General features: G+C 35.8%; 24 protein-coding genes, 1 pseudogene, 1 riboswitch and 1 other annotated feature. Of the genes and pseudogenes, 5 read left to right on the top strand and 20 right to left on the bottom strand.

The annotated features are described in order from the left end of the window. Positions 1-2: 2 nt before the first annotated feature. From ACFQZ1_RS02960 to ACFQZ1_RS02925, 8 genes are all read right to left on the bottom strand, one after another. A complete protein-coding gene (locus tag ACFQZ1_RS02960) occupies positions 3-1634 on the bottom strand; it encodes a YceG family protein (protein ID WP_377880611.1) in 1632 nt (543 codons plus the stop codon). Positions 1635-1713: 79 nt separating this feature from the next. After that, positions 1714-2502, bottom strand: a complete 789-nt coding sequence (locus tag ACFQZ1_RS02955; protein ID WP_377880610.1) for a TerC family protein — start codon at positions 2500-2502, stop codon at positions 1714-1716. 73 nt (positions 2503-2575) lie between these two features. Further along, on the bottom strand, positions 2576-3154 hold the full coding sequence (locus ACFQZ1_RS02950) for a TerD family protein (protein WP_377880609.1): 579 nt from the start codon (positions 3152-3154) through the stop codon (positions 2576-2578). Positions 3155-3183: 29 nt separating this feature from the next. Further along, entirely contained in the window at positions 3184-3768 is a 585-nt protein-coding gene (locus ACFQZ1_RS02945; RefSeq protein ID WP_377880608.1) for a TerD family protein, read from the bottom strand. Between the two features lie 172 nt (positions 3769-3940). After that, the gene (locus ACFQZ1_RS02940; protein ID WP_377880607.1) at positions 3941-4537 is read right to left on the bottom strand and encodes a TerD family protein; all 597 of its coding nucleotides are present in this window, start codon (positions 4535-4537) and stop codon (positions 3941-3943) included. A gap of 336 nt (positions 4538-4873) precedes the next feature. Continuing rightward, complete coding sequence (locus ACFQZ1_RS02935) at positions 4874-7810, bottom strand: SH3 domain-containing protein (RefSeq protein WP_377880606.1); 2937 nt, start codon at positions 7808-7810, stop codon at positions 4874-4876. Positions 7811-8123: 313 nt separating this feature from the next. Beyond that, complete coding sequence (gene proS, locus ACFQZ1_RS02930) at positions 8124-9554, bottom strand: proline--tRNA ligase (RefSeq protein WP_377880605.1); 1431 nt, start codon at positions 9552-9554, stop codon at positions 8124-8126. Positions 9555-9599: 45 nt separating this feature from the next. Beyond that, positions 9600-9803 (bottom strand) — a binding site (T-box leader). A gap of 114 nt (positions 9804-9917) precedes the next feature. Continuing rightward, entirely contained in the window at positions 9918-10184 is a 267-nt protein-coding gene (locus ACFQZ1_RS02925) for a YesK-like family protein (protein WP_377880604.1), read from the bottom strand. A gap of 139 nt (positions 10185-10323) precedes the next feature. Here ACFQZ1_RS02925 and ACFQZ1_RS02920 point away from each other — a divergent pair, with 139 nt between their 5' ends. Then, entirely contained in the window at positions 10324-11637 is a 1314-nt protein-coding gene (locus tag ACFQZ1_RS02920; RefSeq protein ID WP_377880603.1) for an alkaline phosphatase family protein, read from the top strand. A 96-nt stretch (positions 11638-11733) separates the two neighbouring features. Continuing rightward, positions 11734-13020, top strand: coding sequence for an MFS transporter (locus ACFQZ1_RS02915; RefSeq protein ID WP_377880602.1), 1287 nt, complete (start codon positions 11734-11736; stop codon positions 13018-13020). Between the two features lie 41 nt (positions 13021-13061). Here the strand turns inward: ACFQZ1_RS02915 and ACFQZ1_RS02910 are convergent, their stop codons facing one another. After that, a complete protein-coding gene (locus ACFQZ1_RS02910) occupies positions 13062-13190 on the bottom strand; it encodes a hypothetical protein (RefSeq protein WP_377880601.1) in 129 nt (42 codons plus the stop codon). Between the two features lie 874 nt (positions 13191-14064). Here ACFQZ1_RS02910 and sdaAB point away from each other — a divergent pair. From sdaAB to ACFQZ1_RS02895, 3 genes are all read left to right on the top strand, one after another. Continuing rightward, on the top strand, positions 14065-14763 hold the full coding sequence (sdaAB, locus tag ACFQZ1_RS02905; protein WP_377880600.1) for an L-serine ammonia-lyase, iron-sulfur-dependent subunit beta: 699 nt from the start codon (positions 14065-14067) through the stop codon (positions 14761-14763). A gap of 22 nt (positions 14764-14785) precedes the next feature. Next, on the top strand, positions 14786-15676 hold the full coding sequence (gene sdaAA / locus ACFQZ1_RS02900) for an L-serine ammonia-lyase, iron-sulfur-dependent, subunit alpha (protein WP_377880598.1): 891 nt from the start codon (positions 14786-14788) through the stop codon (positions 15674-15676). A gap of 897 nt (positions 15677-16573) precedes the next feature. Continuing rightward, positions 16574-17893 (top strand): amino acid permease, encoded by a 1320-nt coding sequence (locus ACFQZ1_RS02895; RefSeq protein ID WP_377880597.1) that lies wholly within the window; start codon positions 16574-16576, stop codon positions 17891-17893. A gap of 86 nt (positions 17894-17979) precedes the next feature. On the opposite strand, the pseudogene ACFQZ1_RS02890 reads toward ACFQZ1_RS02895, so the two are convergent. From ACFQZ1_RS02890 to ACFQZ1_RS02840, 11 genes and pseudogenes are all read right to left on the bottom strand, one after another. Then, a pseudogene (locus ACFQZ1_RS02890) lies at positions 17980-18096 on the bottom strand (IS6 family transposase); the annotation flags it as partial. A gap of 159 nt (positions 18097-18255) precedes the next feature. Continuing rightward, positions 18256-18399, bottom strand: a complete 144-nt coding sequence (locus tag ACFQZ1_RS02885) for a histidine kinase (protein WP_253628482.1) — start codon at positions 18397-18399, stop codon at positions 18256-18258. 168 nt (positions 18400-18567) lie between these two features. Beyond that, the gene (locus ACFQZ1_RS02880; RefSeq protein WP_377880596.1) at positions 18568-18798 is read right to left on the bottom strand and encodes a hypothetical protein; all 231 of its coding nucleotides are present in this window, start codon (positions 18796-18798) and stop codon (positions 18568-18570) included. A 17-nt stretch (positions 18799-18815) separates the two neighbouring features. Beyond that, on the bottom strand, positions 18816-19127 hold the full coding sequence (locus tag ACFQZ1_RS02875; RefSeq protein ID WP_377880595.1) for a thioredoxin family protein: 312 nt from the start codon (positions 19125-19127) through the stop codon (positions 18816-18818). Between the two features lie 11 nt (positions 19128-19138). After that, a complete protein-coding gene (locus ACFQZ1_RS02870; protein ID WP_377880594.1) occupies positions 19139-19510 on the bottom strand; it encodes a DnaJ family domain-containing protein in 372 nt (123 codons plus the stop codon). 53 nt (positions 19511-19563) lie between these two features. Continuing rightward, positions 19564-21315 carry a C39 family peptidase gene (locus ACFQZ1_RS02865; RefSeq protein ID WP_377880593.1) on the bottom strand — a complete coding sequence of 584 codons (1752 nt, stop codon included), beginning with the start codon at positions 21313-21315 and terminating at the stop codon, positions 19564-19566. 314 nt (positions 21316-21629) lie between these two features. Further along, the gene (locus tag ACFQZ1_RS02860; RefSeq protein ID WP_377880592.1) at positions 21630-23174 is read right to left on the bottom strand and encodes an ABC-F family ATP-binding cassette domain-containing protein; all 1545 of its coding nucleotides are present in this window, start codon (positions 23172-23174) and stop codon (positions 21630-21632) included. A gap of 391 nt (positions 23175-23565) precedes the next feature. Then, positions 23566-24315, bottom strand: coding sequence for an ABC transporter ATP-binding protein (locus ACFQZ1_RS02855; RefSeq protein WP_377880591.1), 750 nt, complete (start codon positions 24313-24315; stop codon positions 23566-23568). Beyond that, the gene (locus ACFQZ1_RS02850; RefSeq protein ID WP_377880590.1) at positions 24312-25304 is read right to left on the bottom strand and encodes an ABC transporter substrate-binding protein; all 993 of its coding nucleotides are present in this window, start codon (positions 25302-25304) and stop codon (positions 24312-24314) included. Before ACFQZ1_RS02850 ends, ACFQZ1_RS02855 begins: the two co-directional genes overlap by 4 nt. Next, positions 25301-26101 (bottom strand): ABC transporter permease, encoded by an 801-nt coding sequence (locus tag ACFQZ1_RS02845; protein WP_377880589.1) that lies wholly within the window; start codon positions 26099-26101, stop codon positions 25301-25303. Before ACFQZ1_RS02845 ends, ACFQZ1_RS02850 begins: the two co-directional genes overlap by 4 nt. After that, positions 26049-26369: an MTH1187 family thiamine-binding protein gene (locus ACFQZ1_RS02840; protein ID WP_098309120.1), complete on the bottom strand. Its 321-nt coding sequence runs from the start codon at positions 26367-26369 to the stop codon at positions 26049-26051. The genes ACFQZ1_RS02845 and ACFQZ1_RS02840 overlap by 53 nt, the downstream gene beginning before the upstream one ends. A 107-nt stretch (positions 26370-26476) precedes the next feature. Further along, positions 26477-26579, bottom strand: a riboswitch (TPP riboswitch). Positions 26580-26683: the final 104 nt, after the last annotated feature.

Raw genomic sequence — 26683 nt, 5'->3', positions numbered from 1 at the left:
CTTTATAAAAATGGACGAAATAGCCCTTTTAAAGTATTTGATAAGTTTTTATAGGCCGATGGACCGTGAAACTCTACATCAAAACTCACTTCTTCTAACCAATGTGAATCAAATGCTCCCGCTTCAATGTACTGCTCAATATCATTACGTCCTGTCGGATTAAAATGTAAAACATCCACACCAATGCGATTTAAAAAGAGCATCAATATCGCATCAGAACGCGTAAGTTCTCCACTTTTTTCGTTGTTAAATATAACTATTTTGGGTACTTCTTGCGAATAGTCAAATTTCTCAAGCTGCTCAAGTATGTTCGGTGGAATTTGTGAAAGCTGCGCAAACACATATAAAGCAGCATCTTGCTCTGTTTCTGTTCCCATTCTCTTGTAAAGCTGACTTTCACATGTATGAATAATCGCTTCTGCAATGCCGTATTGTAATCCTTCAGGTAAACGTTTATGCGGCCACCAATGACTTTGAATGACTTTCTGCGCATCAAGCTTTCCAGAACGATCTAACGCATCACGATAATGGAATTGAAAATTAGCTTTCTGTTCTTTCGTAAATGGAAATTGATTTACTAATATACTGTTCTCATACGATGTTAACATTTTTAATCTTTGAAAATACTCTTTCTCATTTTTAGAAACACCAGACACCTTTGCAAATAACGACGGAATATATATATGTTGCTTTTCTACAAAGAACGTAGGTCTTATAAATGCCTTCTCTTTCGTAATGATAAATAGTTCATCATATGTTGTCTTTAATGTACGCGCAACTGGCGTATATGCCCTGAATTGCCACGGTTTATATAAGAGCGAATTATCATGATGAAGCACTTGCTCAATTTCTTTCGATGCTTGATATGCAACCGTTGCAACGCGCTCACGCTTTTTATCTGGAAATGGTTCTAATGAAATTCGGCTTGGATGTGAGATTACAAATGTCCGATTCTCTTCATCGATCTGTTCAAATCTGTCTTTTCCTTCTGGATGATAATACAATACGTCACATCCGAGCATAATAAGGAAGTATAAAAAGTAAGTTTGGCTTTCCGACACATCACCATACCATATAATTTGAGGCATTTGCACTTTATAATCCTTTTGCGAAAACCATTTTGAAACGTAATTTTCACTTAGCTTAATCATATCAATCAAAAAACGGCGGAAACCTTCTGTTTTTAACGATTGATTGTGCTGTCTTTCGTACAGCTTTAAAATTGAAATAAAAGTTGTGTGTATGTAGTGTTGCATATCTGGATGGTCAACTTCAGGCAACAAACGTTTTCCCGATAAATGAGCAACAAGTCGATTTACAGTTAAACCGCTTGATGCTTGTTGATGTAATGAAAAAACTTCTTGAATATCACGAAGCTTCTCTGAAGGAATGACTTTATTTAAATTTTGTTCATGAAGTACAGTGATATTCTCGTTTTGGCCATAACTAAATAATCGGTTATAGTATTCATCCACATCATTCGGCACACCAAGAATACGGCATCCGACATAACTAAAATGCATATCACTCTCTGTAAGTTCATAATGCGGACGCTTTGCTAACTCTACTTCAAATTGCTTCAATTCTTCTTCCCCGTTTAATGCATGTGGGTGAAGTGTAAAACGTGAAAACACACTAATTCACCTCCAAACGAAACGTTTATAAAAAATGGGCGCTCACATAACGAGCAAACCCATTTAGTCTATTAACCTATTAATCTTCTTTCTTAGAAGCTGCCACCTCTTCACGAGTTTGGCGAGATGTTTTCATATAATGTAAAATAAATGTAGCCCCAAATGCTATAACTAAAATCATAAAGAACATCCAATGTGGCATTTCAATATGAATTACAGAAAGGAACATTTTCACAGCAATAATTGCAATTAATATATATGCTGTCGTTTCAAGCTCTGGAATACGTTCTAGTAATTTTAAAAATACACCCGCAATACCACGCATCATTAAAATTCCAAGCATTCCGCCAAGAAGCAGAATCCATACTTCGTTTGAAACACCAAATGCCGCAAGAACGCTATCTACAGAGAAAGCGATATCCATTAGTTCGACCATTACAACTGTTCCCCAGAACATGCCAAACATTTTAAATAGCACACTATCTTGCTTCATGCCATGAGCTTCTTCGTCTTCTTCATTTCCTTTGGATTTATCAATAAAGTATTTCAAAGAAAGCCATGCAAGGTAAAGAGCACCAAGCACTTTTACCCACCATAATTTAATTAAGAACATACCAATTCCGATTGCAATAAAACGGAATGCATAAGCACCAATAAGTCCATAAAATAACGCTTTTTTACGCTTTTCTGCTGGAAGATGTTTTACCATAACGGCTAATACAAGCGCGTTATCAGCAGATAACAATCCTTCTAAAACAACAAGCGTACCAATTAATCCCCAAGATACTGGATCTTGCAATACTTTTATCCACATATCTAAATCAAAGAATTGGGCATACGTATCAAGAATTCCGTGTAAAATCTCCATATTGTTGTTGACTCCTATTCTTTTCTAAAATTTCTAAAAAGCGGAAAAGAAGGAAACGAAATTCGCTTCCTTCTTATGCATCCAAGCCGTACGCTCTTACAAGCGCAGCTAATCCACCTTGGAAGCCGCTTCCGACAGCATTAAACTTCCACTGTCCATTATGACGGTATAATTCACAAAAGACAACTGCTGTTTCGATGGAGAAATCTTCCCCTAAATCATAGCGAAGCACTTCTTCATTTGTTTCTTCATTAGCTAAACGAACGAACGCATTGGCAACTTGTCCAAAGTTTTGGCGGCGCCCCTCTGCATCATAAATCGTAACTGTAATGGCAATACGATGTACATCCGCTGGTACTTTATTTAAATCAACAACTAATTGCTCATCATCGCCTTCACCTTCTCCAGTTCGGTTATCACCTGTATGTGTCACAGAACCACAAGGAGATTGTAAATTGTTGTAAAAAATAAAATCTGTTTCTTTCGTACATTTACCTTCTTGATTTAATAAGAACGCAGATGCATCTAAATCGTAATCAGCTCCGCCATCATATTGTTTAATATCCCAGCCAAGACCAATAATTGCTTTTGTAAGGCCTGGGCTTGTCTTACCTAAATCAATTTTTTGTCCTTTTTGTAACTGAATGACCATATCCATTCACCTCTATTTACATAGATTCTTTACTCTACATCTAAACCAAAGTTTTTACATAAAGCTGCTAATCCGCCTTGGAAGCCGCTTCCAATCGCATTAAACTTCCAATCGTTGTTATGGCGATATAATTCACCTACTACAACCGCTGTTTCAATCGAGAAATCTTCACCTAAATCATAACGAATCAGCTCTGTGCTTTTCTCTTCATCTAAAATGCGAACAAAGGAGTTAGATACTTGTCCAAAGTTTTGACGACGACCTTCTCCATCATAAATTGTAATGGTAAAACAAATACGTTCAATATGCGCAGGAACATTTTTCAAATCTACTTTGATTGTTTCATCGTCTCCTGCACCTTCTCCTGTACGGTTATCACCTAAATGCTGTACAGAACCATTTGCTCCAGTTGGATTGTTATAGAAAACGAAATCTTCTCCTCCGCCAACTTTACCGTTTGCACCAACTAAGAAAATACTTACGTCTAAATCAAAATCAGCTTGTCCATCATATTTATTTGTATCCCAGCCAAGACCAACAATTACTTTTGAAAGGCCTGGATTTGTTTTCGTTAAATCTACTTTTTGCCCTTTTTGTAATGAAATAGCTGCCATATATAGCGCCTCCTTAAAGATTATCCCGCTCTAACGGGCAGTAAGGTCCCTAAATCTCAAGGTGTAGAGAAAAATGAGGAAGATAAGTAGGGAATAACTGCCCGTAAGAGCCCGATTGGTGAGAGCTTTCCATCAGTGGGGGATGAAGCTCCCCACTGATGGAAGTTTCACTTTATTGATAACGTGTTACAATTTCGCTTAAGTTTTTGGCTTGTGTTCCGTCTCCAATTGCAGAGAATTTCCATTCACCGTTATCACGATATATTTCACCAGCAATTAGCGTCGTCTTTCCGCCATAGTTATCAGTTAAATTATAACGTACTAACTCTTCATTTGTTTGTGGATTTTGAATACGAATATACGCATTGTGAATCATTCCAAAGTCTTGACGACGATTTACACAATCATAAATATTTACAACAAATATTAAGCGGTTCACTCTAGATGGAACTTTTGATAACTCCACAAAGATAGTTTCATCATCGCCTGCTCCTTCACCCGTTAAATTATCACCCGAATGAATAATACTTCCGCAAGAAGATAATTTATTTCCAAAATAAATAAGGTCATTTTTATGTAAAAAGCGATCATTTTCAAGCATAATCACAGATGCATCACAATCAATATTTGGCTTACTTCCAAATAATGAAGATAAAAATCCACCTGATTTTTCAATTGGATCCCAGCCCAAGCCAACTTGTAACTTTGTTAAACCAGGTTTTCCTTTCGTTAAGTCGATCTTCTGTCCTTTTTCTAAAATAATAGGCATGAAGTCTCTTCCTTTCTACAAATCAATTTCCACTTAGGAAAATATTGTATTCTTTCTTTATATTGTAGCATTTTTCATAGATTGAGAAAAAGAATAATTTTTTAATTATACGAAAACACCTATTTGATTTCATCGCACTGATGTAAGAAGTGCGAGAATTTCTATTTTACTACTGACACATATAAGATGTAAGCCCATCAATACTTATATTTGAATTATTTTTTCCAAATCTAAATGCGCTTCTGTTTGTACATCATGACTTTTCAACAGTTCACTTATTTCATGCTCATATTACTCATCTCTATGTAACATGGAAGTTATGAAACTATCTATTTTTTAGTATGAAGATACAAGTTTTACAGAATCTGCTTTCGCATACACACTCGTATATGCTTTGTTATCAGAAACCAGCTCATAATATGTTCCATTTGAAGTTTGAATTGTTCGTTTAATTGCAACCATGATATTACGGGATATTGAACTAGCTGGTTCATTAGCTAAATTTTTAAATAACGCAGATCCTTGTTGCAGCATCCCAAGTTGGTATTTATTTAAATCTTTTCCACCATTCATAGCATCGAGTCTATTCATAAGAGAACCAATTTGTTGTCCCCAATTCTCATCACTTGCATACATGACATTCATACCTTGTGATTTATCTCCCAAGTTCCCGCCATTATATGTCCAGCCATTTGGATTTAAATAATTTTGATCAATATATGAAGCGCAGAAATCAATACCTTCTTCCCATGTTTTAAACGCCGTTGCACCGTTGTATGGATCAGAATCTACCGCTCTAAAACCAAATAAATTTTTCTTATCTTGCGCAATACGACTTTTCCCCCAACCAGATTCTAAAACGGCATGAGATAATAAATATCCTGCATTTAAATTATATTTTTGTGCTGCATTAACGAAATATTGTCCAGTTCCAATAAGCGGACTATCTGGACTATATTTTCTTAAGAAATCATCAATGTCTTTCGCTGTATAAGTAGATGTAACGCGAAGCGGCATATATTCAAAATATTGATAGCTATCTTGTCCACCAATTTGTTCTTTATCAAATGCCTCATAACGCTCACCTTCTTTTAAATGTTTCGGTGCATTACCAATTTGATAGGTCGTATACTTTTTCGAAGAAGTATTATATACGTAATGATATAGCTTCCCATCTTTCACTGTATAATATGACGCTGATTCATGAACCATATTTGGATATAAAGTAACATCGTCTATATTGACATATCCTGTTGTACCATCAATTTTCACCTGCACGCGGTCTCCATCCGCTTTTATGAACTTTAAGTCAGCTCCTTCTCGTACATATGTTAACTTTTTACCAGTTGCGATATCGTAAATATTAATCAACTTATTCGCTCGTACAAAGCCTTGTTTCATATTCACAACTTTACCATCGCTAACAATATAACCGTCTTCTTGTTTTGTTTGCAGTTCTTTTTCTGCTTCCATCCCATTCGATTTTTGAACTTTTCCTGTCGCTGTGATCACTTCATAAGAAGATGCTTGTTTTAATTTTAAGAACTGTAAAGAAACATAACCTTCTACACCATTTACTCGAACTTTTGCCCAACCATTTTCCTTGCTAAGTACTGAAACTGACTGACCGTTATTCAAGCGTGCTACAACTGAAGTACTTGTGGAAGGACCTTGGCGCACATTTAATAAAGATGTATTTACAATTCCTCTTTCTTCTGTCACTTGTCCTTTACTTCCATCGTTAGCATCTAAATTCGTACTAATTTGTACAAATTCTAGGGAAACGTAGCCTTCTTTTCCGTTGTACGAAATCTTTGCCCAGCCATTTGCTTTCCCTAATACTGTTACCTTTTCACCTTGGTTTAAATTCCCAAGAATTGTACTCGTTGTATTTGCTGCGCTTCTTACTCGGAGACTTGTTGCTGTTATTGTTCCTGTCTCTTGAGTACTCGTTACGATATTTTCTGGTGGTTTTTCTGATGGCTTTTCTGCTGGTTTCCCTTCTAATTTCACAAATTCTAGGGAAACATAGCCTTCTTTTCCGTTGTACGAAATCTTCGCCCAGCCATTCACTTTCCCTAATACTGTTACTTTCTCGCCTTGTTTTAAGTTTCCAAGAATTGTACTCGTTGTATTTGCTGCACTTCTTACTCGGAGACTTGTTGCTGTTATTGTTCCTGTCTCTTGAGTACCCGTTACGATGTTTTCTGGCGGTTTTTCCGCTGGCTTTTCTGCTGGTTTTTCTGCCGGTTTCTCGTCTAACTTCACAAAATCCAGGGAAACATAGCCTTCTTTTCCGTTGTACGAAATCTTCGCCCAGCCATTCGCTTTCCCTAATACTGTTACTTTCTCGCCTTGTTTTAAGTTTCCAAGAATTGTACTCGTTGTATTCGCTGCACTTCTTACTCGAAGACTTGTTGCTGTTATTGTTCCTGTCTCTTGAGTACTCGTTACGATATTTTCTGGTGGTTTTTCTGATGGCTTTTCTGCTGGTTTCCCTTCTAATTTCACAAATTCTAGGGAAACATAGCCTTCTTTTCCGTTGTACGAAATCTTTGCCCAGCCATTCGCTTTCCCTAATACTGTTACCTTTTCACCTTGTTTTAAGTTTCCGAGTATGCTACTGCTTGTATTTGCTGCGCTTCTTACTCGAAGACTTGTTGCTGTTATTGTTCCTGCTCCATAGTTTCCATTATCAATTACTGATTGTTGTGGTGTTGTTGGTTGCTGTGATACTGGCTGTCCTTCTTTCTCTCCTACTTTTATAAATTCTAAGGAAACATAACCTTCTTTACCCTTATATTCAATTTTCGCCCAACCATTTGCTTTCCCTAAAATTGTTACATTCTCTCCTTTTTGAACATTTCCAAGAAGAGTACTACCTAAAACAGGACTGTTACGAACATTTAAACGAGTTGCTGTTACAACACCAATTTCACGTTTTCCATTATTAATACTCGCATTATTAATACTCGGTTGTTGCTTAGATTCTACTGTAGATTTCTTTAAAAACTGCAGTGCAACATATCCCTCTTTCCCATTGTGAGAGATCTTTGCCCAATCTTTTTGTATCTCTAATATTTTCACAGTTGTTCCTTGCTTTAATTGTCCAACAATTGGACTTTGTGTTGTTGGTTGTTGGCGTATATTTAAATTCGTTGTATTTACTGTCGCTGTGCTTTCTTCTTGTGCAAATGCATGTGTGGAAATAAGAGATGCCGCTGTTGCTATAAATGTACCTGCTATTATTTGCTTTTCTATCCTTTTCATCATTTATAAGAATATAAGGATACTTATATTCTAAGTTCACTCCCTTCCCATACTTTCTTATTTAATATTTTAACATAAATACTGCTATCCCTTGTGTTTGAAAAATGTTAAGAATCTATGAACCCATACATAAAGTGAAACTTTAATCAGTGGTTTTTTTCTTTATCCCCCACTGATTATTAGCCCTCACCAATCGGGCTTTTACGGGCAGTAATACTCCCTACAAAAGTGAAAAAGGCTGGCATTTTGCCAACCTTTTTCACTTTTAATAAATTCACTTACATTCACTTGCTGTCCGCGAATAGCGGGCCATTCTTTAATACGCTTTGCCCCAATACACCATATGCTTCGCGTCTTTCTCACAGCATACACATTGTTTAGCTAATTCCTCTTGTTCAAATGGCATACAACGTGATGTAACGCCTACTTCTTCTTTCAGCTTTTCTTCACAGGAAAGACTTCCGCACCACATTGCTTTAATAAATCCTTGCTTTTCTTCTGCTACTTGTTTCATTTCTTCAAAAGTAGTAGCTATATATGTTTTTTCTTCACGAAATACTTTTGCTTTTTCAAAGAGAGACTGCTGAATGTCATCAAGTAAGGTTGTAATACGTTCTTCTAATTCGGTTAAAGATACAATTTCTTTCTCTTTTGTATCACGGCGTACAAGGACAACTTGATTTTTTTCAATATCCTTTGGTCCTACTTCTAGGCGAATTGGTACTCCCTTCATCTCATATTCATTAAACTTCCAACCTGGTGTTTTGTTGCTTGCATCCATTTTCACACGTGCTACTTTCTGAATACGCGTTTGAAGTTCAGCTGCTTTTTCCAACACGCCTTCTTTATGCTGTGCAATTGGTACAATCATCACTTGCGTTGGCGCAATTTTTGGTGGTAATACAAGTCCGTTATTATCACTGTGTACCATAATAAGTGCACCAATCATTCTCGTTGTTACACCCCAAGATGTTTGATGTGCATACTGCCATTTCCCACTTCGATCTAAAAACTTAATATCAAATGCTTCTGTGAAGTTCGTGCCAAAATTATGTGATGTACCTGTTTGTAGTGCCTTACCATCATGCATTAAACTTTCGATTGTATAAGTTGCTTTAGCTCCTGCAAACTTTTCCTTCTCTGTTTTCTGACCTTTTATAACTGGAATAGCTAAATACTCTTCACAAAACGACGCATATATATTTAAAATATTAAGCGTTTCTTGCTGTGATTCTTCCGCTGTTTCATGAATTGTATGACCTTCTTGCCATAAAAATTCAGTTGTGCGTAAGAACGGACGCGTTGTTTTTTCCCAACGTACAACGGAACACCATTGGTTATATAACTTTGGTAAATCATTATACGACTGAACAATTTTTGAGAAATGCTCACAGAATAACGTTTCTGATGTTGGACGAACACAAAGACGCTCTGCTAGTTCTTCACTTCCTCCATGTGTGACCCACGCTACTTCTGGTGCAAAACCTTCTACATGATCTTTCTCTTTTTGAAGTAAACTTTCAGGAATAAACATTGGCATATACACATTTTCATGCCCTGTTTCTTTTAGCTTTTCATCCATCACTTTTTGAATATTTTCCCAAATACCATATCCATACGGACGTAAAATCATACATCCTTTTACACTTGAATAATCAACAAGCTCAGCTTTTTTTACGATATCGGTATACCACTGTGCGAAATCTTCTTCCATTTTTGTAATGGCCTGTACTTGTTCTTTTACCATCTACTTTTCCTCCTTCAAAAAAATAAAAAAAGCCCGCATCCCTATAATAGGGACCGAGCTTTTGCCGGCGTTACCACCCTGATTCATATACAACATGTATATGCTCTCTTGTTTGATAACGGGAATATCCCGCTGCATATGCAGAACTCAAAGGTAGGTTCCATATTGTCTTTTAAGAATCTCTCAGCCACTGGATTCTCTCTCTGCAAAAAGATTGAACATGTACTAATCCTTTTTCATCGTCATAACGATATAAATTTGTTGATTATCATAATACACACTTTGTCGTAAAGCAATAGCTAATTTTCTGATTCTTATATATTCTTTTCATTTTATTTTGTTTTATACTTGTATTATATATATCTATCTCGAAAAAAATTTTACTATTTGATGAATTAACATTCCAATAATTGTTCCAATTAATATAAAGAAGCATAAGAAACCATATCCCATGCCTTCCCAACCACCAATAAAAAACAATGTAAGTAAAAAACAAACGAAACAAATTATAATCACAATAAGTCCAAAGATAATGTCAAACGAACGCTTCGGAAAATTTTTTTGTAACATGAATGAAATTAGAAAAACAACAACCGTCGTAACAATACTACTTATAAGAAAAATTTCCATCCCCCTCCCTCCCTAAATATATTATACGTTAAGGGGTCTGAAAATTCTTAAAATACTTTTTTCTAAGGATAAGTTTATATTACTAAGTACTATAGTAATATATAAAAATATGTTTTAGAAATTTATGGAGGTATTTTCTATGAACAAACCTGCAACAAAACATGTTATTGTTTTATCATTTGACTGTTTATCAGCTTTAGATTTTCCTATATTACAAAACCTTCCCCACTTCCGTTCTTTACTAAAACGTGGTGCATACGCTGAAAAAGTTGAAAGTATTTATCCATCTGTTACATATCCAAGTCATGCAACAATTGTGACGGGAAATTATCCCGTGAAGCATGGGGTTGTGAACAATACACTGCTACAACCCGGGAAAGAATCACCAGACTGGCACTGGTACCGCCGTTCTATTAAAGGAACAACCCTTTATGATGAAGCGCGAAAAGCAAACTTAAAAACAGCTGCACTTCTATGGCCCGTAACAGGAAAAGCAAAAATTGACTACAACATGCCAGAAATTTTTCCAAATCGTCCATGGCAAAATCAAGTGCTCGTCTCCTTATTCAGTGGGAGTCCATTGTATCAACTAGAATTAAATCAGCGTTTTGGTCACATTCGGAATGGTCTGTCACAACCGGAGCTAGATGATTTTGTACTTGCTTCTGCGGTGCACACGATTCAAACGAAAAAGCCAAATCTTATGTTTGTTCATTTCACTGACTTAGATACACAGCGCCATTATCATGGATTTTCTTCTGAAGAAATAGTAGCAGCTATTCATCGCCACGACAAACGTCTAGGTGCAATTGTTGAGGCGTTAAAAGAAAGCGGTATGTACGAAGAAACAACCATCATTGCACTAGGGGATCATAGCGCATTAGATGAGCATAAGGCCATTCAATTAAATGCCCTATTGCGTGAAAAAGGGTTCCTTACTGTGAATAAAAAAGGGGAAGTAACGAATTGGAAAGCTTATTGTCAAAGCTGTGACGGTTCAGCATATGTATACGTAAAAGATAAAAATGATACAGAAACAATTGGAAGTTTACACCGTTTACTGCAAGAAATCATACAAGATGAACAAAACGGAATTGAATTTCTATTAACTGATGAGGAAGCAAAAGATTTGGGTGCTGACGGAAATTGCCTCTTTATGCTTGAAGCGCGAGAAGGGTATTACTTTTTAGAAAATCATACCGGTGACTTGATAAGAGAGATTACAAGAGAAGATGTTACCTCTAGTAAAAAATATACGTTTGGTACACATGGTTATTCTCCATCAAAACCAAATTACGAAACTATTTTCATGGCAGCCGGTAAAGGAATTCGTCAAGGCGCCATCATTCCGCACATGCGACTTATTGATGAAGGTCCTACAATTGCAAGATTGCTTGGATTACATCTTGGTGAAACAGATGGCACTGTTATAGAAGAGTTATTGCAATTGTAAAGTTGTGTAAAAAACATGTAAATATTCAGTTCATTTCTCTTTTTTACAAACGCCTTTTTGTACAATAACATTAAATTAATTGAGGGAGGAACATATATGAAAAAAATGTCCAGGCAGGAAAAAAGCTGGATATTATATGACTGGGCAAACTCAGTGTATTCACTTGTTATTACAACTGCTGTATTTCCAATCTACTTTAAAGCAGCCGCTAAAGAAGCTGGACTTGCAGGTACAACATCAACTGCATATTGGGGATATGCAAATTCCTTTGCGACACTTATGGTGTCTATACTTGCTCCAATTCTTGGTACAATTGCTGATTATAAAGGATTTAAGAAACGTTTCTTCACATTCTTTTTCCTATTAGGCATTATTTTTACAGGTATGTTGGCAGTAGTACCAACTTCGCAGTGGATTCTCTTACTTGGCTGTTATATGCTCGCTTTAATTGGATTTGCAGGAGCAAATATTTTTTACGATGCGTTTTTAATAGATGTGACGACAGAGGACCGAATGAACCGTATTTCAACACGCGGCTTTGCCCTTGGCTATATCGGGAGCACGATTCCATTCATCGGCTGCATGGCTCTTATTATTCTTTCACAAAAAAGTATCATCCCATTATCAGTCGGCGTGGCAAGCCAAATTTCATTCGCAATTACAGCACTTTGGTGGGGACTCTTTACAATCCCTATGTTAAAAAATGTTGAGCAACGTTATTTTATTGAACGTGATCCACATCCTGTTGTGACAAGCTTTAAACGCCTTGCTTATACATTTAAAAATATCCGTCAATATCGAACAGTTTTTTTCTTCCTTCTTGCCTATTTCTTCTATATTGATGGAGTCGACACAATTATTACAATGTCAACAGCATATGGAACAGACCTTGGGATTAGTGCAACAAATTTATTAATTATTTTATTCGTTACGCAAATCGTTGCCTGTCCGTTTGCATTGTTATATGGCAAGTTATCTGAAACATTTACCGGAAAGAAAATGCTATATGTTGGTATTATTATTTATATTATTATTTGCACGTACGCATATTTCCTAAAAACAACACTAGATTTCTGGATTTTAGCGATGCTCGTTGCCACTTCACAAGGTGGTATACAAGCGTTAAGCCGCTCTTATTTTGCGAAGCTCATTCCGAAAGAATCCGCAAACGAATTCTTTGGATTCTATAACATATTTGGTAAATTCGCTGCCATTATGGGTCCTGTTCTCGTCGGTGTCACAACGCAGATGACAGGCAAAACAAATGTTGGTGTGTTAAGTATTATCATATTATTTATTATTGGTGGATTTATTTTAACACGTGTACCAGAGAGCTCTTCTGCTTCTGTAACACCACCTTCTCCAAAATCAGAAATATTGTAAAAAAAAAATCTCTCCCAACTTATGCTAGTGGGAGAGTTTTTTTATAATTGATTTACTTTCTGCATTTCTTGTTTTTCTGTCATCTTCATTTTGAGTATCGGCAAGACAGCAATTACGACAAGTACACCTGCTACACTAAACACTGTAATAAGGGAAGTCGCTTCCTTCAATATCCTCCACCGTACTTGGGGTCAACATATAGGACTAACTTTCCGCACTTAATTGCTACTTTGCCCCTGGTTGCAAGAACGCTGGTACTGGGCCTTATAGCATAAGATACAATTCTGTTAGGGATATATGCATTTTATTCTCTTTTTTACACCAGAACCTAAATAACTGTTCTTTTTCCATACTAATCACACACCTTTTGTAAAGTAATAATATCAGTATGTACACAGGATTTACAAAAAAGAAGTTCCTTTTTTCTGAAAAATGAATATAAATTCAAAATTAATAATAAATATCCTAATGGGATTTTATATTTCTTTCATTTATTCCTTTACATCTGCATGAATTATTTATTATAACAGTTTTCCCGTCTAAAATAAGATGTTTCAACAAAGGAAAATATAGGTACCTTTATAACAGTTTTCCAATATAATCAATGTGTTAATAAAAAATAACTCTGTGTTATTTTTGCTTTTCTACTAACTAATACAGCTTCAGACAATGGACACAATTGCTATATGCCAAGTGTAATTTATTATCCATTCAAAATTCTGTTTATTCAATCTTTCTGAAAATAAAAAAATATTAAACTCATAAATATACAAGTTATAATGAGGGCGTCGAGAGATAATCTATTACCTCCGGAGAAAATATCAAACCTAGTTCTGGTGCAAAAGTTCTAAAGACCTTGCAAGTAATCTTCTAAAATTGGACATACTGATACGATTACTCTAAGAAAGGTGTGTGATCAGAAGGGGAATTTATTCAACACAAAAATGGAAGCGCTATCATACAAATCTTATTTTATTAACATTGGTCATTCTAATAACTTAGATTCAACTGCAATTAAAAATAATAAATTATGGGGGTGCTTATATGAACATGAATGTAGCATCTATTAAAGAAAAAAAGGTTGTTAAATACAAAAGTTGTTTTGATGTGGTTGGACCGGTAATGATAGGTCCTTCAAGCTCACATACTGCAGGTGCTTTAGCTATTGGAACAGTTGCCAATAAATTATTTCAAGGCCTTCCAAAAAAAGTCGTGGTAAGGTATTATGAATCATTTGCTGAAACCCATAAAGGACACGGAACTGATTTTGCAATTATTGCTGGGATATTAGGATTCGCTGCCGATGACAGCAAAGTGCCAGATGCTATTAAAATGGCAGAATCTAAAGGGATTGACATTACCTTTATTGAAAAAGCAGGTGATAGTCCTGCTGGTCATCCAAATACGGCAGATGTATATTTAGAGGATGAAAGTCGAAGTATTAGAACGATGGGTATTTCGGTCGGCGGCGGATTAATTGAAGTCAAACATGTTGAAATTGACGGATTTAGCTTAGATCTGCAGGGGCCATTGCCAGTTATTATTGCGATTTCCGAAAGAGCTGACTTTGAATTTGTCTTACGCAAGATCTTTAAACAATATGATGTGGAAATTAACAACTTTCATAGTTTAGAAGAAAACGGAAAATATTTATATGCATTCGCCTTGGATTCGCTATTGCCTAGTGATGTTCAGAAGGAATTGGGAAGTTTAAGCAGTATAGCTAATATCATTATTCTTTAGTTACATTAAGGGGTGAAAAAATATGTATATGACCATAAAGGAAATTGTAGATGCAGCTAATAAAAGGCAAAAGCCAATTTATGAATTAGCAATCGAACAGGAAATCGAACAAACTAAAACTTCTTACGAAGAAGTTTGGAGTAAAATGGAAAAAAATTTAACAACTATGGAAAATGCCATAAATAAAAGTATTGAGGGCAACGGGGTATTTTCTCCGACCGGTTTAACCGGGGGTGATGCTGTTAAAATAAAAAAATATCGAGAAAATGGAAAAACTCTTTCTGGAGATTTGATGGTGCTAGGGATTCAAAGTGCTATCGGTGTTAATGAAGTAAACGCTTCATTAGGGGCTATTTGTGCAACTCCAACAGCAGGTGCGAGTGGGACAATCCCGGGAGTCCTATTTAGTATTAAAGATACGTTGCAGTTAAGTCATGAAGATATGGTCCATTTTCTATTCACTTCATCTTTATTTGGAATGATAGTCGCAAATAATGCTTGTATTTCCGGAGCGTACGGAGGATGTCAAGCTGAAGTAGGCAGTGCCTCAGCAATGGCGGCTGCAGCAGCGGTAGAAGCTGCCGGAGGAACGCCACAGCAATCTTCTGAAGCTTTCTCAACCGCATTACAAAATTTACTCGGTTTAGTTTGTGATCCGGTCGCTGGTTTGGTAGAAATTCCTTGTGTAAAGAGAAACGCCATTGGAACGGCAAATGCTTTAGCAGCAGCGGACATCGCATTAGCAGGCGTAAACAATATCATCAATGCTGACGAAGTTATTGAAGCGATGTATAGAGTTGGAAGACAGATGCCTCGCGAATTAAGAGAGACCGGTTTAGGCGGAATTGCAGCCACACTTACAGGGATTGCCATTAAAAGTAAAATCTTTGGAGAGAAACAATTAAATAAATAAACGGTTATTGGAAATATTATGAAATGGTTAACAATTCTACTCTCTATTGTTCTCCTAAGGATGTCTGTATATTAAGAGCCATTATCACTAAAATATACTACTATAAAATTAAGGTATACTGATATACATATCAGTATGTCCAAGATTTATACAAAAAGAAGTTCCTTTTTTCTGAAAAATGAATATAAATTCAAGATTGATAATAAATATACTGAAGGGATTTTATATTTTTTTCATTTATTTCTTTAAATCTGCATGAATCATTTATTATAACAGTTTTCCCGTCTAAAATAAGATGTTTCAACAAAGGAAAGTATAAATATCTTTGTAATGGTCTTCCAATATAATCGATGTGTTAATCAAAGGAAAACTGTATTATTATTTTCTTTCTACTAACTAATACAGATTCAAACAATGAACACAATCGCTACATGCCAAGTGTAATTTATTATCCATTCAAAATTCTGTTTATTCAATCTTTCTAAAAATAAAAAAATATTACAACTCATAAATATGCAAGCTATAATGAGGGCGTCAGGAGATAATCTATTACCTGCAGAGAAAATATCAAACCAAGTTCTGGTGCAAAACTTCTAAAATTGGACATACTGATACCCTTCCTTTTGTAGTCAGAAAGAGAATTTTATTTAACATAAAGTGGAAGCGTTACCATCCGAATCTTATGTTCTGATTTTTGGAACAAATGTAATTGTAAAAAATAAAAGCCGGAACATATTTTGAATTGGACATTCTAATAACTTAGATTCAACTGCAGTTAAAAACAATAAATTATGGGGGCTTAGTTGTTAAATACAAAAATTGTTTTGATGTGATTGAGCCAATATTCCTAAGCCTTAAAAAGAGACGTAAGAATAAGATACAAGGAGGAATTATTATATGAATGGGAATACTGCAAAAAAAATGGAATTTCAAGCTGAAAATACTGCAGTAAAAAATGAGAAATATCCAGACCCTAAAAAGTGGCATAAACAGGATACTACCTGGGCATTGAGCCTTTTTGGAACAGCAATTGGAGCAGGAGTACTCTTTTTACCTATTAATGCAGGTTCAGGTGGTTTATTATCATTACTGCTAATTACCATACTTGCATTTCCTGTTATGTATTACTCACATAGGGCGCTTGCTAAAATGATATACGCTTCCAATTCTGCTGATGAGGGGATTACAGGTACAATAAGAGAGTATTTCGGAAATAAGGCAGGTATAACTTTTAACATCGTATATTTCGTCTCAATTTATACGATCGTGCTGATGTACTCGGTTGCACTTACAAATACTGCAAGTAGTTTTATCGTGAATCAATTGCACATGGCGGAGCCTCCAAGGGCCATTTTATCGCTTGTATTAGTACTCGGTCTTATAGCTATACTAAATTTTGGTCAAGATATCACTGTAAAGATAATGAGCATGCTAGTATATCCTTTCATAGCTTCTCTACTTTTTATCGCAATATCTTTAATTCCAAAATGGAATACGTCAATGCTTAGTTTTTCAAGTGTTTCTAATGCTTCAACAGGCACAGGATATTTTGGAACGATATTGATGATACTACCAATCATAGTATTCTCGTTCAATCATTCGCCTATGATTTCATCATTTGTTATGAAACAGAGAGCTACCTATGGAATAGAAGCTACTGATGCCAAATGTGCTCAAATACAAAAAGCTTGTTATATCATGACATTCGCTGTTGTTATGTTCTTTGTTTGGAGCAGCACATTGAGTTTAACTCCAGCTGATCTTATAAAGGCAAAAGAAGAGAACTTATCAATTCTATCATATCTTGCTAATGAGCTTAATTCGCCTGTGATCACTATTGCAGCTCCTCTTATTGCTTTTACGGCTATAACAAAGTCCTTCCTTGGCCATTATATAGGAGCATATGAGGTAATGCGTGACATGATTATCAAGGTCGGTAAAAAACGCGGGAAAAATATGGGAGAAAAAACAGTTAAGACAATGATCCTTACTTTTGTCGTATTAACATGCTGGTATGTTGCTTATGCAAATCCAAGTATTCTTGGAATCATTGATGCCCTTAGCGGTCCGTTAGTTGCTGCTATCTTATGTCTATTACCAATGTATGCGATCCATAAAGTACCAGTACTAGCTAAATACAAAGGGAAAGCGAGCAATGTATTTGTTATTATTATAGGTATACTTACTGTCCTAGCAAGTATTAGATCATTATTCTAATTCACCATTGTTGGTTCTGGTGCAAAGTTTCCTAGCGGAATTGAATTTTATGTTGTTCAACCAAAGAAATCATGGATAAGATATATCTATTTTTGGACAAACTTCTCACCTTGGGGAGTTTGTCCTTTTTTGATTATATGCATAACTTCTATTCCAGCAATCACTTTTTTAGCTGTTTGCAATGATTTTAATCCAAGCATATTGGGGTGCCGCCCCATGTCCATCAAGCTAATATTTTGAAGTATCCCCAAAACAAAAATTTTATATCACTACAACAGTTATTTATGAGAATTTAGTGAATTTTTTGCGTTTTGGGGAACAACCAATTTCTTAAGTTGATGGGTATGTAAGGTGACCCCTATTTAAGAAAACATCTTGTCAATCCAATTATGAATCGCATACAGTTTCCCTATTTTTAACGCGACCTTAAATAAAATAATGCCTACCCCTACTAAAGCAAATGCAATCATCTTCCCTTTATTTTTTACTTTCGGCTTTTTTTCCATTCTATATTCCCTCTTTATATCTTTTTATCTTTATTAGGTAATACTAATTCCCTTATTAATCAAACGTTTGTTTAATACATTTCACAAGACTTTACCCCAACTAATCAAACGTTTGTTTAAATCTCAAAATAAGAAATGCGCCCTTTCAGACGCATTTCCATATTCACTTCAATCGCCACCACAACTTCCACCATCTCCGCCATCTCCACCAAAAGAACTATCGCAATCTCCTGAACTCTCACTAGGTCCTGCGAAAAAAAATGGTGTAGCAGTATATGTACTATCCGTTGCATCAGACCTATATTGTTTTTGTGCCCGCTTTCTTTCACTAGATGCAACTACTTTTACAATAATCCAAAACAATACAATAAAAAGCACAGTGCCTACTAATATTTCCATTCTAAATCCCCCTTTCACTATTCAACCATTTGTAGAATACGATCTATATTCTCCAAAGAAATGAAACGAGATTCTCGAACTATTTCTTTTCCACCATAAAATAGTAAAACGGTTGGTGCAGTCAACACTAAATATTTCGCTGAGATTTCCCTCATGTCCTCTAATGAAATAACAATTTTTTCCACATTAGGATACACTTCGAGTAATCGCATTATTTTTTCAAGCATAACGTCACATACACCACAATCCGCAGTTTTAATAAATAATAGACATAATGGTTGTTGCTCAATATATGCTGCTAATTCTTCTACATTTGAAAATTGTTTCATACGAATCCCTCTTACATAAATTTTTGAAATATCTTTTTACGATATATACCAAATGCTGCTGTTTCTTTTAACTTGCGTCTTTCCATAACTTGCTGAAAACGAAGTGACTTTGCTGTTAATTCTTCTTGCAATCGTTCTCGTTTCATACCATCGTGACAGCAAGCAATTAGATCCTCAATTTTTAACATATCTTTTTGTAACTGCATTTCTTCAGGAATCATACCAGCATTTTTTAAGACTTTATAGCTTATACGAAGTTCTTCTGGTATCATTGACAAATCTTCTAATTCAAGAGGCTTTCCTTTCCCTGGAAGATCTTCAAAATCACCTTTTTCCATTGCTTGACGAATGCGTTCTTCAGCAATAATTGAAAAGATATCCATACCATCACATCCTCGGATGTATTAAAGTTCTTTTCTACATTTTATGTCAAAAATTAATTCATACTTAAAGCTTTTTTCCCCATGTAATTATAACTATTAATAAAACTTGATTTACTTACCTTCGCTCCCTTACCTCTTCGAAGGGGATCATTGAAGTACACATAGTTATCATCGTATCCAACCACTAACACTGCATGCATATCAAAATCTGCTTTTATAACTTTCCCTGATAAAGTTGTCCATGTTTTTGGTGCTACAGGATATGAAAAAGATGCTGTAATCCATGTCACAACCGGTTTTCCTTCTTCTAATAAACGCTCAATTCTAGAGAAGTCAGAACCAGTTAAATCAATACCAGTGTTTGTATAACGATCTAATACAGTTTTTAATGGTGCCGGATCAATGGAATATCCTCTAGAAGCACCTGTTACATCACCAACAAAACCAACTGCAGGATCTCCCCATATATAGATTTGGCCGTTCATTCCTGTTTGAATTGGTGTCCGATCTACTGGCAATTGCATCGCAAGTGTCATTTTATTCACATTATAACCGTGATACTGCAACATCATTGTCATAGAAACTACTTCACAGCCATTCTTCAATTCAGGATTTTGAAAGATTTGCGGTGCATCTAAATATGCATAACCTGTTTTCATAACCCCATCTGCATATAAGTAATACCATTTTCCGTTATCCCATATCCAGCCGGTAGCCATTGCACCGGTGTTCTGTAAGTAATACCATTTCCCGCCATTCCATAACCAGCCTGTTTGCATAGCGCCATTACTCGCTAAATAAAACCAATTATCTCCGTACTTTAACCAACCAACTGCCATCGCTCCGCTATTATGTAGGTAATACCATGTATCTCCATCTTTTGCCCAACCTGTTGCCATTGCACCGCTGTTCTGCAAGTAATACCATGTACTTCCATCTTTTATCCAGCCTGTTGCCATTGCACCGCTGTTCTGCAAGTAATACCACGTACTTCCATCTTTTATCCAGCCTGTTTCCATTGTTCCGTTGTTCTGCAAGTAATACCACGTATTTCCGTCTTTTACCCACCCTGTTGCCATTGCTCCTTCGCTATTTAAGTAATACCATGTACTTCCGTCTTTTATCCAACCCGTTGCCGTTTCCCCGTTGCTATTTAAGTAATACCATGTACTTCCGTCTTTTATCCAGCCTGTTGCCATTGCTCCGTTGCTATTTAAGTAATACCGTGTATCTCCATCTTTTATCCAGCCTGTTGCCATTGCTCCATCATTTTTATTTAAGTAATACCATGTATTTTGATCCTTAATCCATCCTACTTGGCGCACTCCTGTTTCTGGATGAAAATAATATCGTTTATTGTCAATATCCTTCCAGCCTGTTGCCATTTCGTTATTTGTATAATAATACCAATTGTTATTCTCTTGAATCCACCCATTCTTAACTTGCTCTTGAGAGTTAGAAGCTTCTACTTGGTTTTTTTGAATTTCTTCAGTTGCTTCATTTGTTGCTTGTTCAGATTGAGTCGATGTAGTCTGCTGTTTTAAAGATTTATCTTCTTCTGATACGCTTTGCTCTTGCTGCACATCATTCTTGTTCTCAACAACTTTTTCATTTTGTGCCTTCTCTACTACTGTTCCAGTAGTATTTTCTTGTTTACTCGTATCGTTTGTTTTTATTGTGGAGCTACCTTCTTGCTGTACAGTAGGTGTTTGATCTACTTTCACTCCTTCTGCCTGTACGAAACTATTTATTGGAGATACTAATAAACTAGTAGCTACACATAGAGCTGCAATTTTTCGATTCATGTTTCTAAATTCTCCTCATCCTAAATTTTCATACAATATATTAAAGCATTGGCTATTAATATACTAATCAAAACTACTACTTTTCTCTAGATTTAATAGTAGCTCAAAAAACAGAAACATCCCCAGTCAATACCTGTTAATTAAAATAATGTTTGTCTATATCATACAACAAATATTGGAAAAACAGTTAAAGCGTTTACAAAAAAACTTTTATCCTACATAAACGGGCAGAAGACCCCCACCTCAATATTCAGAGAGAAACAAAGAAAATAAGTGTGGGATAGAGAATTCCCCACACTTATGAAAACCTTACTTTATTTTAAGCTTTCACACCATTCTTGTACTTTCCAAACTTGTGTCACCCATTCTTCATAAAAATCTGGTTCATGAGAAACCAGTAGTACGGTTCCTTCATATTGCATGAGAGCTTCCTTAAGTGCTGCCTTTGCTCGAACATCTAAATGATTAGTCGGTTCATCTAAAACGAGTATATTGCTTTCTGTTAACATCAATTCACATAGACGTACTTTCGTTTGTTCTCCACCACTTAATGTGCAAAGCCGCTGCCTAATCTGTTCTTCTGTTAAACCACACCTTGCTAGGGCTTGCCGAATTTCCTTTTGAGTCATATCAGGCCTTAGGGACCATATTTCCTCAAGCGGTGTTTGTTCTGAAGCAAATTCTTCTTGTGCAAAATAAGCTGGATTTACTCGCTCTCCTATTTTCACAATACCGCTTAAAGGCTGCAAATGTCCCAGTAATGTTTTTAACATTGTTGTTTTCCCAATACCGTTATAGCCAACAATGGCAATTTTTTCACCGCGTTTTACCTGTAAATCAATTGGCGGGAATAAAGGCTCTGTGTAGCCAATTTGCATATCCTTTGTCTCTAAAATCCGGCTCACAGGATCACAGTGAACATGAAACATAAAACGCGGCTGCAATGCAGAAGGTGGTTTTCCAATTTGGTTTATCTTTTCCAATACTTTTTCACGGCTTTTTGCTTGTTTCGCTTTACGAATTTTATTCTTTTGAATAAAATCCTTTAACTTTCCAATTTCTTTTTGCTGCCTATCATACGCCACCTGTAATTGCTGTTTATTTTGTTCATAGTTTTTTACAAACGTTTGATAATTACCTGTATAACGTTTTATTCCTTTATGTTCTAAATGATAAATTACATTAGTAATTTCATTTAAAAATCTTTCATCATGCGAAACCACAATGTAAGCATGTTTGTAATTTTTTAAATACCCTGTAAGCCACTCAATGTGCACATTATCGAGATAGTTTGTTGGTTCATCAAGCAGTAAAACATGCGGCTCTTCTAATAATAATTTTCCTAATAATAATTTTGTTCGTTGGCCGCCGCTTAATTTTTCCACTTCACGATCCATACCAAGTGCTAAAATCCCTAACCCCGCAGCAACTTCTTCTATTTTTGCATCAATATGATAAAAATTAGAATGCTCTAGTATACTTTGTAACTCTCCGTATTGTACTAACAATTGCTCAAGGTTATCTTCTGCTGTTGCCATTTTCTCGGCTACTTGTCGCATATTATCCTCGATATCATACAAGTGGGCAAAGGCTGTTTGTAAATATTTCATAATGGTTGTTCCAGCTTGTAAATCAATATGTTGCTGTAAAAAACCGATATTTATATGAGGAAACCATTCAATCGTTCCTGCATCAGGAAGTAACTCTCCTGCTAATATACGCAGTAATGTGGATTTTCCTGCTCCGTTGCTCCCTACAAGGCCAACGCGCTCACCTCGAAGTAAGCGAAAACAAATATTTTGAAAGATTATTTTATCCCCGTACATATGGGTAACATTTTCAACTGATAACATACTCATTTTACTCTCTCCTTTTCGCTTCATGTACAAAGCCAAACGAGAGAACAGCATGATAAAAACAATATTCAATTAGCTGAACATAAAAATAGGTAAGGCGAACACACCTTACCCATTACAATTTATTATCGTAAAAAAGGAATAAGGTTCTTTATCTACTGTCTTCCGGTCGGCTTTTAATCAAAAATTGGGCATACTTCTCCCTTATCAAGCCAAAACCATTTGAAGAACAGTTGATAAAGTCATCTTATCCTTTCACTCCTTTTGGAATCATTATTTTCTCATAATAATAGTATAAACAAATCTCTTATATCATATTCTTCATTTTTCTTTTTGTTCCCGCACGCAAAAGAAAAAACTCTTAACAAATTAGATTTGTTAAGAGTTTTTTCATCTATTTCCTTATATAAGGAGCTAATATTTTCAATATCTCTGTTTTATCTTCCTTTAATTCTACTGACGTTAACATGTCCATTGTTCTAGGTCGTGGCAAGTTCACTTTGACTTCTCCAACAATTGTTGATGGTTGCTGCGACATAATGAAGACACGATCTGATAACAAAATAGCTTCATCTAAATCATGCGTAACCATAATGATGGTTTGCTTCCCTTTTTGCCATGATTCTAATAACCAGCTATGCACTTCCATTTTTGTAAATGCATCTAATTTCCCAAAGGGCTCATCAAGCAGCATAATTGGTTTATCACATAAATACGTACGTAAAAAACTAACACGTTGCCGCATTCCACCAGATAAAGCATCAGGATAATGATTTGCATATTCATCAAGTCCAAATTGCCTTAGCGCATCCATACCAGCTTCTAACCTTTTTCTTTTTGATTGTCCTTCAATTTCTAAAGGTAACACAATATTATGAAGCGCAGAACGCCACGGAAGCAGAAGATCTTGCTGCGGCATATAGCTGACAATCTCCCGGTTCATAACGGATTGATTTTCGTAAAGTACATCTCCTTCATTCGCTCGTTCAATTCCAGCAATAATGTTTAATAATGTACTTTTTCCGCAACCACTTGGCCCAACAAAGGAAACAAATTCTCCATCCCGAATTGAGACGTTCATGTGCTCTAGTACTGTTTTCCCGTCAAATGTTTTCGTAACGTCTTTTACTTGTAATCCGCTCATTTTTCGCTTGGAAGGAATTCGTTTGTAAAGGCAGCTTTCACATCGATTTTCTTTTTAATAACTTTATTGTCATATAAGAAATTCATATAATTGCTCCATACCTCTTCCTTCTGTACTCCCCACGCTTTCGCATCATCTTGATATTTCGTACTTAACCATTTTTGACTTTCTTGTACTAACTCTTTATTAATATCAGGTACATCTTTAATTAAAATATCCGCTGCTTCTTTCGGTTCCTTAATTGCAAAGTTATAACCATCTGTTGTTGCTTTCATAAATTTCTTCACAAAGTCTTTATCTTGTTTTGCATGTTTTTCACTTGTAATAATAACAGGACTATAATAATCTAATGCTGGATCTAAATCCTTTAACATAATTGTATTTAATTCAATACCTTTTCTCTTTGCCTCAATACCGTCCCAGCCATAATAGATCCACTCAAAATCAGCATCACGGCCAATAGATTTAAAGAAATCAGTTTGTCCAAGTACAACATTCTGCACTTTACTATAGTCTGCTTGTTGCTTAGCCATAATTGTTTTTAACGTAGCTTCTTCCGCTGGTCCACCCCAGCCGCCATACCTTTTTCCTTCAAACGCCTTTGGTGATGTTATATTATCTTTTTTTAGAGATGCAAACGCAGATGTATTATGTTGAATAATTGCACCAATTGATACAACTGGAACGTCTTGTTCACGTGCTATTGTTACGTTTTCTTGATAGCTCACACCAAAATCAGCTTTTCCGGATGCAACCATTTGTTCAGCAGAAGTATTATCACCTGGCTGAATAATTTCTACATCTAATCCTTGTTTTTTATAGTAATCTTTCGTCTTTGCTACATATAAACCAGTATGATTTGTATTTGGGAACCAGTCCAATACCACTTTTACTTTCTTCTCTTTACTCTCCGCTTTCTTTTCTGCTGAGCAACCTGCGAATGAAAATAGTAAAGAAGCTGCTAATAACATTTTTAACCCTTTTTTCATTTTTCCTCATCCTTCCTGTAAATCCATGGTGCTGTTAGTCTTGCCACCAATTCAACAATAAAATACAACAGTAACGTTACACCAACAATAACGGCAGCTATTCCAAACACACGAGCTGTTAAAAAAGATTTCGTTGCCCTTGTCAGCATAACACCTAGCCCTTCACTTGCACCAAGCCATTCCCCAATAATGGCCCCCATTACGCTATATGTAACGGCAATTTTTAATCCTGAAAAAAAGTATGGCAATACTGCCGGAAATTTCACCTTTTGATATACTTGCCATTTGCTTGCTCGCATCGTTTGAAGTAATTTCAGCATCGTTTTATCTACCGTTTGAAAACCCTCTAAAATGCTAAGCGCAATTGGGAAGAAGCATACAAGAATAACAACTATTACTTTTGGCAGCATTCCATAGCCAAACCAAATAATAAATAAAGGTGCTAGTACGACAATCGGGATCGTTTGTGAAATCACCAATAATGGATTAATTAAAACACGGAACAACGGAATAACGTCCATAATAATTGCAATGCTCGTTCCAAGTACAATCGCAAAAAATAATCCGATTAAAACTTCTTGCAGCGTCTGCATTGTATTCGGAAGTAGTAAATCTTTCATTTGTATAAGTTCACTTACAATCGCAGAAGGCTTCGGTAAAATCCACGGTTCAATATGAAATACTGACACAGCCCCTTCCCATATTGCAACGAGAAAAAGAAGCCAAACCATTGTAATCGTTATGTTAGATCGTTTCTGTTTTTTCATGTTCTTCACGATACTTCCACACTTTTTCATCAATCGTTACACCTGTGCTTGGACGATAATGAATTTTAATAGAAGTAATGACTTCTTCAGCTCCATCATCTATACAAGCTTGCTGCGCACGTTTGATAATATCAAGAAGTTCGTCTAATTCCCCTTCCATCGTTGTTTCCATCGCACCAACTTCATAGCGTACACCAGATTGCTGAACAACCTCAATCGCTTTATCTACAACTGAATATACATCTTTCATCTTTGCTTGTGGTACAACTGAAAATGAAATCGTAACTTGCTGTGACATACTAAATTCCTCCTTATATTAAATAAGTTTCACGAAAAAAGAAAAGGCTTTCCTGTCATGAAGCCAGGAAAGCCTTATATTCAAGTTACCATAGAATAACATATGCTACGATTCTTGATACAACTCCCTACGCTGGCATTATCCAGATCAGGTTAAGGGTCGATGCATTGTTACATCCTCTCAGCCGTATGGGCTCCCCTGTTCCAATTCGTTTTCATTGTAGCACGTATTATTTTTGTGAACAAACAAAATTAAATTTTTCCATCTAATGATACTGTCCTCAAGTTCATCTTCATATATTCTATTGTACTCAC

Source organism: Bacillus sp. CGMCC 1.60114 (assembly GCF_042676365.1).
Taxonomy (GTDB): Bacteria; Bacillota; Bacilli; order Bacillales; family Bacillaceae_G; genus Bacillus_A; species Bacillus_A rhizoplanae_A.
This window is presented reverse-complemented; position numbering and strand designations above follow the sequence as displayed.

Coding starts and splice junctions, on each gene's coding strand:
- ACFQZ1_RS02955 (WP_377880610.1), bottom strand. CDS start 2,502: ATGGAGATTTTACACGGAATTCTTGATACGTATGCCCAATTCTTTGAT.
- ACFQZ1_RS02950 (WP_377880609.1), bottom strand. CDS start 3,154: ATGGTCATTCAGTTACAAAAAGGACAAAAAATTGATTTAGGTAAGACA.
- ACFQZ1_RS02945 (WP_377880608.1), bottom strand. CDS start 3,768: ATGGCAGCTATTTCATTACAAAAAGGGCAAAAAGTAGATTTAACGAAA.
- ACFQZ1_RS02940 (WP_377880607.1), bottom strand. CDS start 4,537: ATGCCTATTATTTTAGAAAAAGGACAGAAGATCGACTTAACGAAAGGA.
- ACFQZ1_RS02935 (WP_377880606.1), bottom strand. CDS start 7,810: ATGATGAAAAGGATAGAAAAGCAAATAATAGCAGGTACATTTATAGCA.
- proS (WP_377880605.1), bottom strand. CDS start 9,554: ATGGTAAAAGAACAAGTACAGGCCATTACAAAAATGGAAGAAGATTTC.
- ACFQZ1_RS02925 (WP_377880604.1), bottom strand. CDS start 10,184: ATGGAAATTTTTCTTATAAGTAGTATTGTTACGACGGTTGTTGTTTTT.
- ACFQZ1_RS02920 (WP_377880603.1), top strand. CDS start 10,324: ATGAACAAACCTGCAACAAAACATGTTATTGTTTTATCATTTGACTGT.
- ACFQZ1_RS02915 (WP_377880602.1), top strand. CDS start 11,734: ATGAAAAAAATGTCCAGGCAGGAAAAAAGCTGGATATTATATGACTGG.
- sdaAB (WP_377880600.1), top strand. CDS start 14,065: ATGAACATGAATGTAGCATCTATTAAAGAAAAAAAGGTTGTTAAATAC.
- sdaAA (WP_377880598.1), top strand. CDS start 14,786: ATGTATATGACCATAAAGGAAATTGTAGATGCAGCTAATAAAAGGCAA.
- ACFQZ1_RS02895 (WP_377880597.1), top strand. CDS start 16,574: ATGAATGGGAATACTGCAAAAAAAATGGAATTTCAAGCTGAAAATACT.
- ACFQZ1_RS02885 (WP_253628482.1), bottom strand. CDS start 18,399: ATGGAAAAAAAGCCGAAAGTAAAAAATAAAGGGAAGATGATTGCATTT.
- ACFQZ1_RS02880 (WP_377880596.1), bottom strand. CDS start 18,798: ATGGAAATATTAGTAGGCACTGTGCTTTTTATTGTATTGTTTTGGATT.
- ACFQZ1_RS02875 (WP_377880595.1), bottom strand. CDS start 19,127: ATGAAACAATTTTCAAATGTAGAAGAATTAGCAGCATATATTGAGCAA.
- ACFQZ1_RS02870 (WP_377880594.1), bottom strand. CDS start 19,510: ATGGATATCTTTTCAATTATTGCTGAAGAACGCATTCGTCAAGCAATG.
- ACFQZ1_RS02865 (WP_377880593.1), bottom strand. CDS start 21,315: ATGAATCGAAAAATTGCAGCTCTATGTGTAGCTACTAGTTTATTAGTA.
- ACFQZ1_RS02860 (WP_377880592.1), bottom strand. CDS start 23,174: ATGAGTATGTTATCAGTTGAAAATGTTACCCATATGTACGGGGATAAA.
- ACFQZ1_RS02855 (WP_377880591.1), bottom strand. CDS start 24,315: ATGAGCGGATTACAAGTAAAAGACGTTACGAAAACATTTGACGGGAAA.
- ACFQZ1_RS02850 (WP_377880590.1), bottom strand. CDS start 25,304: ATGAAAAAAGGGTTAAAAATGTTATTAGCAGCTTCTTTACTATTTTCA.
- ACFQZ1_RS02845 (WP_377880589.1), bottom strand. CDS start 26,101: ATGAAAAAGTGTGGAAGTATCGTGAAGAACATGAAAAAACAGAAACGA.
- ACFQZ1_RS02840 (WP_098309120.1), bottom strand. CDS start 26,369: ATGTCACAGCAAGTTACGATTTCATTTTCAGTTGTACCACAAGCAAAG.